We start from the raw sequence: 12715 nt of genomic DNA, 5'->3' as shown, positions 1-12715 counted from the left end.
ATTGACTAGCATATTACTTAAAATTAAGTATATCATTTCTTCAATATTTATAGTCACCATAGAAAATATAAATATTAAAATTTATCTTAAGGCCCTTAAGATTATGATAATTTCAAATCTAACTCTTCTCTAATATCACTTACAAAATCAAAAGCCTCTTCTTTCTTATGACCTAGTCTTCTCACAACAGCACTTCCAATAATAACTCCATCACAGAAATTCTTTACCTTATTCACAACTTCCCTTGAAGATATTCCAAAACCTAAGCATATAGGTGCTGATGTATTTTTTCTAACTGTATTTAAATAATCGATTATCCCCTCATTTAAAGTACTTCTCTCACCAGTAGTTCCATTAGATGATACACAATAAACAAAACCTTTAGTTCCTTGAGTTATTTTAGCTATTCTTTCTTGGGAAGTTGGAGCTACTAATGGTATAAGATATATACCTTTATTCTCACACTTTTCTTTAAGTTCTCCTCTTTCCTCAAGTGGTATATCTGGAATAATTAATCCATCAAAGCCTGCTTCACTTGCTTCATCTAAGAATCTCTCTACTCCACGAGTATATATTAAATTATAATAAATCATTATAACTAAAGGAATCTCACTTTTTTCCCTAATCTTTCTTCCACAAGTAAATACATCCTTCACCTTAGCTCCATTTTTTAAAGCTCTGCAGTAAGAATTTTGTATAACATCTCCATCTGCTAAAGGGTCACTAAAAGGAACTCCTAGTTCAACTACTGTTGCTCCAGCTTTTTCTAATCTTAATACATTATCAATAGTTTCTTTTACTGACGGATCTCCACAAGTTATAAAAGGTATTAATGCTTTCTTATTTTCTTCATTTAATTTATTAAAGACTGACTCTATTCTATTCATTGTGATCCTCCAAGTATTTAATAATTGTATCCATATCCTTATCTCCTCTACCAGAAATATTTATTATTACAATATCATCCTTTGATAATTGTCCTATAATCTTTCTAGCATAAGCTACTCCATGAGATGATTCTAGCGCTGGTACTATCCCTTCGATTTTGGTTAAATATAGGAAGGCATCTATTGCTTCCTTATCTACTACACTTACATATTCTGCTCTATTTATTGAAGAGAGATAGGCATGTTCTGGCCCAACTGCTGGATAATCTAGACCTGCTGATATTGAATATGCTTCTTTTATTTGTCCATCATTATCCTTTAAAACATAAGTCATCATTCCATGTAAAACTCCTGTATTCTTTTCTTGAAGTGCTGCTGCATGTTCTCCTGACTCTATTCCATGACCTGCACCTTCAACTCCTATAAGCTTTACTTCCTTATCCTCTAAAAATGGATAAAAGATTCCCATGGCATTACTTCCACCGCCAACTGGTGCAATAATATAGTTAGGTAATTTTCCTTCATGTTCTAGAATCTGTTCTCTTGCTTCCTCTCCTATAACTCTTTGAAAATCTCTAACCATAATTGGATATGGATGTGGTCCTGCTACTGTTCCCATAATATAAAAGGTATCTTCAACATTTGAAACCCAGTATCTTATAGCTTCATTTACAGAGTCCTTTAATGTTCCATTACCACTTGTAACTGATACAACCTCTGCACCTAGTAGCTCCATCTTTTTAACATTTAGACCTTGTCTTCTTATATCCTCTTCACCCATAAATATCTTACATTCCATCTTAAACTTAGCAGCTACAGTAGCTGTTGCAACTCCATGTTGACCTGCTCCTGTTTCAGCTATAACCTTTTTCTTTCCCATTTTTTTAGCTAAAAGTATTTGACCTATAGTGTTATTTATTTTATGTGCTCCTGTGTGATTTAAATCCTCCCTTTTTAGATAAACCTTAGCTCCTCCTAAATCCTTAGTCATATTTTCTGCATAATATAGAGAGCTTGGTCTACCTGTATACTCCTTAAGATAGTATCTATATTCATCCATAAATTCCTTATCATTTATTGCTTCCTCAAATACATCCTCTAATTCCTTTAAGGCATTCATAAGTGTTTCTGGTACATATTGACCACCAAATTCATTAAATCTACCCTTCATTTTTCTTCCTCACCTTTCTTATTAATCTTTCTATTTTACTTTTGTCTTTTACCCTATTCCCTCCATCATCTATTACTTCAACTCCAGATGAAACATCAATTCCATCTGGATTAACTAAACCTATCCCTTCTAATACATTACCTTCATTAATACCTCCTGCTAGAAAAATTCTCTTATCACTCTTTATCCCACTAATAAATTCCCAGGGGAATACTTCTCCACTTCCAGGATTACTTCCATCTAAAATTAAGGTATCTACATGATAATTAATTGCTAAGCATATATCCATTTTGGATTTAATTGTTACTGCTTTCCATACCTCACATGAATGTTTTTCAACCAATCTCTCTATAAAATTATTATCTTCATCTCCATGAAGTTGAATAACATTTAGTGGTAGGTATTCTAAAACTTCCTCTATATACTCAATACTATTATTTCTAAATACACCAACCACCTTAATCTCCTTATTTAATGCCTCACATAAATGTCTAACTTCTTCTTTAGTGACCTTTCTTTTACTTTCTGCAAATACAAAGCCTATGTAATCAGGCTTTAAAATATTTAAAGCCTTTATCTCCTGTTCTCTTGTTATTCCACAGACTTTAATAAGCATTTTCTTCACCTTTAAATAACTTAAATTCTCTTTTAAAGTCTACATTATTTATATTTCTCATAAACATTTCTCCAATAAGAGCTGCACTAGCACCTGCCTCCTTCACTCTTCTTAAATCTTCAATATTATGAATACCACTTTCTGAAACTATAATTTTATTTTTTGGAATATACTCAATGAGTTTTTCAGTTACTTCCAAGGATGTATGGAAAGTCTTTAAATTCCTATTATTTATGCCGATAATTTCACTATTACATTCTAATGCTAGTTCTAACTCTTCTCTATTATGAACCTCTACTAAAGGTTGAAGCTTAAAGGTAATACATTCCTCATAAAAACTTTTTAAATTCTTTCCAAGTACTGAAGCAATTAGTAAGATTCCTGATGCTCCTAGAATTCTTGCCTGATGTATTTGATAGAAATCTATAATAAAATCTTTTCTTAAAATTGGTGTATTACTTCTACTTTTTACAAATCTCAAATTATCATCACTACCATGAAAGAAATCCTCTTCTGTTAAAACTGAATATGCATCTATTTCTAGTTCCTTGTATAACTTTAATATCTCCTCCATATTAAAATATGGTGCTATAATTCCCTTAGAAGGGGAGGCTTTTTTATACTCCCCAATAATAGATAACCTCTCCCCCTCTAATACTTCTTTAAACCTATTATTGTCCACATCACCTGTTGCTCTTATTGCTCCTTGATAAACTTCTTCTGGAGAAATTATTTCTTTTCTTTCTTTTACTCTTATTTTCTTTTGAGCTACTATATCATCTAATATCACTTCTATCCTCCTAAACACATTCAGCTAACTCTTGATATTTTCTAAATGCCTTTCCTGAATCAATTAATTCCTTTGCCATGTTAATTCCCTCTTCTAGTGAATCAACAATCTTTGCTACATAAAGTGCTGCTCCGCTATTTAAAATAACTATGTCCCTTCTTGCACTCTTTTCACCCTTTAATACTTCTATAATAACTTTTGCATTTTCTTCAGGAGTTCCTCCTGCTATTTCCTTAAGCTCAGATCTCTTTATTCCATACTTTGATGGATCTAAAGTATACTTAGTAACCTTTCCATCTTTTATTTCACATACTGTAGTTGTAGTAGTTATTGTTATTTCATCTAAACCATCATCCCCATGAACTACCATAGCTCTATCTAAACCAAGATTTAATAAAACATCTGCTACTGTTTCAAGTAAACTTCCATCATATATTCCCATAAGTTGTCCTGTAAGAGGTGCTGGATTTAATAGTGGCCCCACCATATTAAATAATGTCCTTGTTCCAATTTCTAATCTTTCCTTAGCAACATTCTTCATTCCCTTGTTATAGTTTGGTGCAAGTAAAAAAGCCATCCCCTTTTCTTCTATAATTTTCTTACTTTCTTCTCTATCATAATCAACTCTTATTCCTAGTTCCCTTAAAACATCTAAGCTTCCACTTTTACTTGATACTGCTCTATTACCATGTTTAGCTACCTTTGCACCACCACTTGCAATTACTATTGCAACAGCAGTAGATATATTAAATGTGTTCCCACCATCTCCACCAGTACCACAGCAATCAACTAAATGTTCTCTATTTTCAATATCTACTGTTATCATTTCAGTTCTTAATGCCTTAACTGCACCTAATAACTCTTCAGATGTTTCACCCTTAACTTTTAGTCCAACTAAGAAACCACCTTTTTGTGCAGAGGTTGTTTCTCCCCTCATAATTTCCTTAATTACCTCAGTACACTCCTCTTCTGTTAAGTTTTGTCTTGTTATTAATTTCTTCATTGCATCATTAATTTTCATAACAAATCCCCTCCACAAAATTCTTTAACATTCTCTTACCCTTAGGTGTAAATACTGATTCCGGATGAAATTGCAACCCATAAATCTTCTTACTTTTATGTCTAATTCCCATAATTACATTACTATCTATAGTTTCAGCTATTACCTCTAATTCTTCTGGCAAAGTAGCATTATCTACAACAAGTGAGTGATATCTCATAACTTCAAGCTTTCTACTTACTCCTTCAAAAATATCATTTCCTTTAACTTGAATCTTCGAACTTTTCCCATGGAATATTTCCTTTGCTCTTACTACCTTCCCACCAAAGGCTGAAGCTATTGCTTGATGTCCTAAACATATTCCAAGGATTGGTATATCTCCACCTAATTCTTTAATTACATCTATTGATATTCCAGCATCCTCTGGCCTTCCTGGCCCTGGTGAAATTACTATTCCTTGAACCTTTAAATCTCTTAATTCCTCTGGTGTTATTTCATCATTTCTAAATACCTTTATTTCGGAAAACTCACCTAGATATTGATATAGATTAAATGTAAATGAATCATAATTATCAATTAAAGCAATCATCTCAACGCCTCCTTTAATGCCATTAATTTATTTTGTGTTTCATAAAATTCTTCTTCTGGTTTTGAATCATATACTATTCCTGCACCAGATTGAAGATAAGCAATTCCATTCTTTAAAACCATAGTCCTTATAGCTATACATACATCCATATCACCATCATAAGCAAAATATCCCACTGCTCCTGCATATATACCACGTTTAGTATCTTCAAGTTCTTCTATAATTTCCATAGCTCTTATTTTAGGAGCTCCAGACAATGTCCCAGCAGGTAAGTATGAGGCTAAGGCATCAAAGGCATCTTTATCATCTGCAAGTTCACCTACAACCCTACTTGTAATGTGCATTACATGAGAGAATCTTTCTACTTTCATAAAGTCTCTTACTTCTACAGTTCCAATTTTACTAACTCTCCCAACATCATTACGTCCAAGATCCACAAGCATTACATGTTCTGCTCTCTCCTTTTCATCATTTATTAACTCCTCTTCTAAAGCTTTATCTTCCTCCTCTGTCTTACCTCTTTTTCTAGTACCTGCTATTGGATTTGTTATTATCTCCTTTCCTCTAACTGCTACTAAACTTTCTGGGGAAGATCCTATTACTTGATAATCATCATAATCTAGAAAAAACATATAGGGTGAGGGGTTGCTCTCCCTAAGTCTTCTATATATTTCTAAAGGACTTTTAGTAGTTTCGCAGTACATTCTTTGAGATGGAACAACTTGGAATATATCTCCTGCTTTAATATATTCCTGCGCTTTTTCAACCTTTTTCATATACTCTTCTTTGCTAGTACCAAATCTTATATTAACTTCCTTCTTTTCTTCCACTTCAATTGGAGGAATATATCCTGTAACAAGCTCTTTAAAGTAATTCTTTTGGTCTTTAGCAACCTCCTCATAACTCCTCTTATCTTCCTTAAAGATATTATCTATAACATAGGCTTTATGAGTAAAATGATCATAACAAAGATATCTTTTATAAAAATTAAATCGTATTGTAGGAACATTTAATTCATCTTCATTATTAAATTTTAGTTTTTTTTCATATAAAGCTATTGTGTCATATCCCATGTATCCAATAGCCCCCCCTTTAAAAGTGAAACTATTATTTCCAGGATTAAAATCTATCTGTACTTCCTTCTTTATTTCATCAATTTCCTTAATGGTCTCTCCAACAATTTCTTTATAAGGATTTTCACTTAAATATGAATATCTACCAAAATGATTATCCTTACTACCTCCTTCAAGGATAAATCTCCTACTTCCTTTAAAACCATTAAATAAAGTAATTGGAGTTATCTCATCCCCCCTGAATTCACTAATCAAAGAAAAAACCTTATTTGACTCTTTTCTTTCTATAAACTCTTGCTTTGTAATATTAATCATTTATTTTGCCCCCTTTCTAAATAAAAAAGGAGCCACCTCGTCCTATAATGGGACGAAGTAGCTCCATGCCACCCATTTTGCTGTACGCCAACTAGACTATGCCAAAGTAAAATTAAAAAAGGTATTCCATCCATTAAGGACGAAATACCTATATTTCGCTATGCCACCTATGTTACATACTATTTATCAGATACAGAAATTAATCGATATCCTGTCCTTTTAACGGTAGACTCTCCGTACACCTGTACTATAATTCCAAGTGTCGTCTCAAAGACCCATTCAATAATATCTACAGTACTCGGATCTCACCACCCCAAGCTCTCTGGAACTAAACTCTATTATTTACTCTCTCTTATCAAAGACTTTAGCTATGATGTTATTATATTCATATCTAACATTATTGGCTAATTCATTATATTGTTATTTAAAGCAATTATATTTAAATATCTTTATATATTGTCCTTTTACTAGCTATTGCTTATTTTTTACATTTATTTTTATTATTTACAACTTATTTTATACTTATGATTGTTCTTATATATAATAGATATATTCCAAACTTCAATTAAATATTGTACTCAAGGGGTATCTCACTATTCTCAAAGAATTCATAATATATTTCTTTACGTATTTTAGAAAATTCGTCGCTTGTTCTATCCCTTGATCTTGGTAGATCTACATTAATTATCTTTTTAATTTTACCTGGTCTATCTGTCATTACAATAACCCTATCACCTAAGTATATTGCTTCATCTATGTCGTGAGTAACTAAAATCATTGTAGACTTTTCAGCTTTCCATATTCTTAAAATTTCATTCTGCATGTTAATACGTGTTAATGCATCTAAAGCCCCGAAGGGTTCATCTAACAATAATATTTTAGGTCTATTTACTAAAGCTCTTGCAATACTTACACGTTGTTGCATTCCTCCAGATAATTGATTAGGTAGTGCTTTCTCAAATTTTTTTAAGCCTACTAAGTCAATATGATCTTCTATCAACCTTTTCTTTCCTTCTTCATTTATTTTTTTAGATATCCCAAATCTTATATTATCCTCTATGGTTAGCCATGGAAACAGCCTAGACTCCTGAAAAATCATACCGCACTCTATAGTTGGCTTTTTAACAACCTTCTCCCCAATAATAACATCTCCCAAGGTAGCTTCTTCCAATCCAATAATTATCTTTAATAATGTACTTTTACCACAACCACTAGCCCCCACTATACTAATAAATTCGCCTTCTTTAACTTCTAGGTTAATATCAGACAATACATTTATTTCCTCATTTTGAATACTAAATTTTTTACTTAGCTTGCTTATTCTTAAAGCATTCTTAGGATTAATCATGATATAACCTCCTAGAGTTTTTTTGCTAAATTCCATTTCAAAACTTTATTTTGTAATTTTCTTATTAAATAATCTATTAATAATCCTATAATCCCAATTGAAACAACTCCAACAAGCATTACATCAGGTTGTGATAATTCTCTAGCATACATTATCAAGTATCCAATTCCTGTTGCAGCTGCAATCATTTCTGCAGCTACAACACTCATCCAAGCAGATCCTATACCAAGTCTTATTCCTGTGAAAATTGATGGTAATGCACAAGGGAAGATGACCTTTGCTAATATTTGAAACTTACTTTTCTCTAATATAGTAGCTACTTCTAGAAGCTTATTATCAGCACTTTTTATACCATGTATAGTATTAATCAGTACTGGCCAAAAACTTCCTAGTGCAATAACTGCAATCTTTGATCCATTATCAATACCCATCCATAAAATAAAAATTGGTATCCATGCTATTATTGGAATGGGTCTTAATACTCCTACTAAAAAAGTTAATGACTTATCTATATTATTAAATAGCCCCATTAAAACTCCAATTAGAATACCTGCTATTGAACCTATTCCAAAGCCTTCAACCACTCTTATTGTACTTATAAGTAGGTGCCTTTTAAGCTCACCATTGAATATCATTTCCTCAAATGTTTTGTAAATTCTTGATGGCGCTGGCATAATAGACCTATTAATTATACCTTTAGAACCCAGTACTTCCCAAATTATAACTAATATTATTGGAATAAAGGATACTAGTATTAAATTATGACTTACACTTTTTACATTATTAACATTAAGCCTTCTACTTTTCTTTAACATATTTGACCTCCCCCTACTGAATACCTGCCTCCTTTAAATAACTAGTATCTATTAAATCTTCAATTTTAACTTCTTCTCTAATTGTATTGTTTTTCTTTAAGTATTCTATAGTGTCTGATATTGAATCAATTTTTTTCTTATCTAATATTAAACTTTGATCAAATTTCTCAAAACCAGCTCTCATAACCTCCTTTTTTATACCTGACCTCTTTTCTATTAAATTAAGGGTTTCTTCCCTATTATCACTAGACCATTTAACTGCCTTATTAAATACTTTTAATAAGCGTGATGATAATTCAGGATTATTCTTTAAAAATTCTTCTTTTCCCACAATGACATTAACGTTATATTTATATCCGGTTCCAGCAGCTATTAATTTAGCTGTACCTTCTTTTTGTACCATGCCTAAATATGGTTCCCAGGTTACAGCTCCATCAATTTTCTTAGATATTATTGATGAATAAATATCTGCTGGTGAAAGGTTTAATAATTCTACCTCCTCCTTGCTAATTCCAGCTTTCTCTAAATATTTGAATAATAATTGATGACCAACACTTCCAACTGTATAGCCAATTTTTTTCCCCTTCAAATCTTCAATAGATTTTATCCCAGATTCATTTGTTGCAATCAATCCATTTCCAGATTCAGATGCACTGTAAGATGCAACTGCTTTTAAATCAATATTATTTGCTCTTCCTTGAACTGCTGGTTGATCTCCGACAAAGCCAAAATCTAACTCACCTGCTGCAAATGCTTCTATGATAGCTGGACCTGCTGCAAATTGCTTAAGTTCAACTTTTACATCATCCTTCTCAAATTCATCCTTAAAGAACCCTAACTCATCTGAAACAATAGGTTGACCATGTCCTGGCTGATATCCAATTCTAATTACAGTTGCTTTATTCTTATCATAATTATCAGCTTTTTTAACATTTTTTTCTGCACACCCTGATATTAAGCCACCTAAAATACTTATCCCCAAAACTACTAATATTGTTTTCTTATTCATAAATCCCCCTCCATGTCTTCTAAACTGTAAGCCTATCTAAGTGCCTTAATAAGGGATGTGACTTCTCTTCCTCATCCCTTCTTTTATGAAAACTTTCCTCTATTACCTCTTCTGGTCTTATAATCCATATAGTTGATAAGTCATAGTCTTTTGATATTTTTTGAAATTCTATATATTTTTCTTGAAATTCTTTACCAGCTATTATGGCCCTTACAGGTATTCCTTTTATCTGATAGCTTGTATTCCCTTTCCCTTTAACATTAATAGCTACTTCTTTTTCAAACCATATGCTTGCCACTAAATTTCTGTTTGTTCTAGAGCCTTCTATTAACTCAAAATATACAATTCTCCCTTCTTCATTAACAGTAAAAAATTCTCTAAAAACTAAATTTGGATTTCCATTTCTATCAGTGCTTGCTATGGCCTTGATAGTATTCCTATCATTTAATAAATCTATAATATCTTTTTCTAAATTAACTGCCATAATTAGTCCTCCTTTATATCCTAGATAAATCTGTATCTGGATGATTTCCACATCTTCTGTAATTGTCCATATCAATATTTAGTCCATATTTTCTACGTAATTTATCTAGTCCTACTGAAAGCTTTATATAATACTCCAAGGAAGGTGATTTTTGATCAAAGAATATTGATCCTGGTATTACATTCCAAACACAACTAACGACACTAACACTATGTTTAGCTAAATCCTCTGCTTCCTTTAGCATTGCTTCTAAAGCCTCCTCCTCAGATTTATATCCATAAGGTTTAGCTAGTTCAATCCCTGATACTATCCCTGTATTAACATTACCAACTCCAAATATTTCTACAGCTTTATACAGTCTTTCTTTCCATTCCTTATAACCTATCATTTCAGCTTTACCTGGGCAAACCCAATTAAATATATTTTCATCTAATACTTCTATATCCGCTGTATAGGAAGTAAGTCCTGTATTATCGTATAATCTTTTTATTTGTTTTTCATTAAAAGCTGTTCCTATTAACTGACTTGGAAATTTATCAACCTTAAAATTCTTTCCTATCTCCTTTAATATTGAAATATATAAATCTACTTCATCATCAAGTAATTCATTACCACTCAATATTGAACCACCAGTTAAGAAAATACTTGTATATCTTCCTTTCTCTTTTAATGCTTCCTTTACTGTTTCAGCTATGTCATTTATATCTAACCTCTTCGGTTTATCATTCTTATTCTTACTATAAGTTGCTTGTATAGCACAAAACTTACACCCATGCCCTGGCTTATCCCAAAAATGACAATATTGATTAGGATTAATATCTAACCTTTGAGGTCTTGCAGCAACTATTTGCCACATTGGTTTACCACTACTTGTAAGTTTGTCATAGTAATCAGGCTTCTCCCAATACTCAACTTCTTCAATTACTTCGCCATCATCAACTAATACTATTTTTCCATCAACCACATCTACAGTATATGGATCTCTCTTTCCTATTAATGGTCCACTTAAAATTGAAGTTCCATCTCTTAATAATAGTGACATTGGTGTAGTATTATCATCTTTTTCAGTTGCAAATCCTCTATATACAACTTGATGTTTTGAAGTATCCACTTTATCTAGTGCTTTCTTTGTATAAATAACCCCTCTTCTTTGGACATCTGCCTTAATTATTACAAATGATGATACATCACTATACTTTTTTATAACTTCCTTCAAGCTGGCTTCTTTTTCTCTCCAATCCTTTTCTATCCCTACCATAACCTCACCTCTTTATATTTTTACTATTATAAATACTTCTTTATATCCTCAATTCTATTTAACCTTTCCCAAGGTAAATCAAGATCATTTCTTCCAAAATGACCATAAGCCGCAGTTTGCTTATAAATAGGCTTTTTTAAATCTAATGTTTCTATGATTGCAGCTGGCCTTAAATCAAATTCCTTTGTTATAATTTCTACTATTTTCTCATCACTAATCTTACCTGTTCCAAAGCTATCAACTGTAATTGAAACAGGCTTGGCAACTCCTATTGCATATGAAATCTGTATCTCTAACTTATCTGAAACTCCTGCTGCAACAAGATTCTTAGCAATCCATCTTGCTATATAGGCTCCTGATCTATCAACTTTTGTTGCATCTTTACCTGAAAAGGCTCCACCACCATGTCTTGCATATCCCCCATAGGTATCTACAATTATTTTTCGTCCTGTTAACCCCGAATCTCCTTGTGGACCACCGATTACAAAACGTCCAGTTGGATTTATAAAATACCTAGTTCTTTCATCTAATAAATTACTTGGTATCACAAACTTCACAACATTTTCTACTAAATCATTCTGAATTTCTTCTAAATCTATTTCTGGGCTATGCTGTGATGATATTACAACTGTATCAACGTGAACTGGCTTACCATCTTCATATTCTATAGTAACCTGTGTCTTACCATCAGGTCTTAAATATGGTATTATATTTCCTTTTCTTACTTCTGCTAATCTTTTAGCCAACCTCTGAGCAAGAGAGATAGGAAGTGGTAAAAACTCTTCAGTTTCATTAGTTGCAAATCCAAACATCATTCCCTGGTCACCAGCACCTATAATTGAAAGTCCATCCTTCTCACCATTTCTTACCTCTTTTGATTTATCTACCCCTAATGCTATATCACTTGATTGTTCATCTATTGCACTTAAAACTGAGCATGTCTTATAATCAAATCCATCCTCACCACTTGTATATCCAATGTCTTTTAATGTATCTCTTACAACCTTTTGTATATCAATATATCCTTTAGTTGATATCTCCCCAAAGACAAGAATTTGACCTGTTGTAGCTATAGTTTCGCAGGCAACTCTTCCCTCTGTATCTTGTTTTAAGATTTCATCTAATATAGCATCGGAAATTTGATCGCAGACTTTATCCGGATGCCCTTCTGTTACGGATTCTGAAGTGAAAAGTTTTCTCATAATAAATCTCCCCCTGTCTTTAATTTAAAAACATACTTATTCTATATGTTTAGTATGTTTTATATACTATTCCCTTTATTTTACTTTGTCAACATTTTTTTCTAATTTGTTTTTAAATAAAAAAAAATTGTGCATCTTGAATTAATGCACAATTTTTA

At 32.1% G+C, this 12715-nt stretch carries 13 protein-coding genes and 1 other annotated feature; all 13 genes read right to left on the bottom strand.

Annotated elements, in window-relative coordinates; genetic code table 11:
• Positions 1 to 101: 101 nt before the first annotated feature.
• Positions 102 to 887: a tryptophan synthase subunit alpha gene (gene trpA, locus ACSYT2_RS04005; RefSeq protein WP_430855889.1), complete on the bottom strand. Its 786-nt coding sequence runs from the start codon at positions 885 to 887 to the stop codon at positions 102 to 104.
• Positions 880 to 2058, bottom strand: a complete 1179-nt coding sequence (gene trpB, locus ACSYT2_RS04000; RefSeq protein WP_438383631.1) for a tryptophan synthase subunit beta — start codon at positions 2056 to 2058, stop codon at positions 880 to 882. The genes trpA and trpB overlap by 8 nt, the downstream gene beginning before the upstream one ends.
• Entirely contained in the window at positions 2048 to 2674 is a 627-nt protein-coding gene (locus ACSYT2_RS03995; protein WP_438383629.1) for a phosphoribosylanthranilate isomerase, read from the bottom strand. Before ACSYT2_RS03995 ends, trpB begins: the two co-directional genes overlap by 11 nt.
• Positions 2664 to 3464, bottom strand: a complete 801-nt coding sequence (gene trpC, locus ACSYT2_RS03990) for an indole-3-glycerol phosphate synthase TrpC (RefSeq protein ID WP_438383627.1) — start codon at positions 3462 to 3464, stop codon at positions 2664 to 2666. The genes ACSYT2_RS03995 and trpC overlap by 11 nt, the downstream gene beginning before the upstream one ends.
• 10 nt (positions 3465 to 3474) lie before the next feature.
• Complete coding sequence (trpD, locus tag ACSYT2_RS03985; protein WP_438383625.1) at positions 3475 to 4485, bottom strand: anthranilate phosphoribosyltransferase; 1011 nt, start codon at positions 4483 to 4485, stop codon at positions 3475 to 3477.
• Positions 4475 to 5053 (bottom strand): anthranilate synthase component II, encoded by a 579-nt coding sequence (locus tag ACSYT2_RS03980; RefSeq protein WP_430855884.1) that lies wholly within the window; start codon positions 5051 to 5053, stop codon positions 4475 to 4477. Before ACSYT2_RS03980 ends, trpD begins: the two co-directional genes overlap by 11 nt.
• A complete protein-coding gene (gene trpE, locus ACSYT2_RS03975; protein ID WP_430855883.1) occupies positions 5050 to 6441 on the bottom strand; it encodes an anthranilate synthase component I in 1392 nt (463 codons plus the stop codon). Before trpE ends, ACSYT2_RS03980 begins: the two co-directional genes overlap by 4 nt.
• 132 nt (positions 6442 to 6573) lie before the next feature.
• Positions 6574 to 6809: a binding site (T-box leader), on the bottom strand.
• 197 nt (positions 6810 to 7006) lie between these two features.
• Positions 7007 to 7789 (bottom strand): ABC transporter ATP-binding protein, encoded by a 783-nt coding sequence (locus tag ACSYT2_RS03970; RefSeq protein ID WP_430855882.1) that lies wholly within the window; start codon positions 7787 to 7789, stop codon positions 7007 to 7009.
• A gap of 11 nt (positions 7790 to 7800) precedes the next feature.
• Positions 7801 to 8604 (bottom strand): ABC transporter permease, encoded by an 804-nt coding sequence (locus tag ACSYT2_RS03965; protein ID WP_438383622.1) that lies wholly within the window; start codon positions 8602 to 8604, stop codon positions 7801 to 7803.
• Positions 8605 to 8617: 13 nt separating this feature from the next.
• Entirely contained in the window at positions 8618 to 9613 is a 996-nt protein-coding gene (locus tag ACSYT2_RS03960; protein ID WP_438383620.1) for an ABC transporter substrate-binding protein, read from the bottom strand.
• 19 nt (positions 9614 to 9632) lie between these two features.
• Positions 9633 to 10097, bottom strand: coding sequence for a hypothetical protein (locus ACSYT2_RS03955; RefSeq protein WP_438383618.1), 465 nt, complete (start codon positions 10095 to 10097; stop codon positions 9633 to 9635).
• A gap of 13 nt (positions 10098 to 10110) precedes the next feature.
• Positions 10111 to 11355: a radical SAM protein gene (locus ACSYT2_RS03950; RefSeq protein WP_438383617.1), complete on the bottom strand. Its 1245-nt coding sequence runs from the start codon at positions 11353 to 11355 to the stop codon at positions 10111 to 10113.
• 26 nt (positions 11356 to 11381) lie between these two features.
• Entirely contained in the window at positions 11382 to 12557 is a 1176-nt protein-coding gene (gene metK / locus ACSYT2_RS03945; protein ID WP_430855877.1) for a methionine adenosyltransferase, read from the bottom strand.
• Positions 12558 to 12715 lie beyond the last annotated feature (158 nt).

It is taken from the genome of Clostridium zhoujianii (genome assembly GCF_051590805.1).
GTDB lineage: Bacteria > Bacillota > Clostridia > Clostridiales > Clostridiaceae > Clostridium.
The sequence above is the reverse complement of the archived record's forward strand: the minus strand, read 5'-3'. Positions and strand labels throughout refer to the sequence as shown.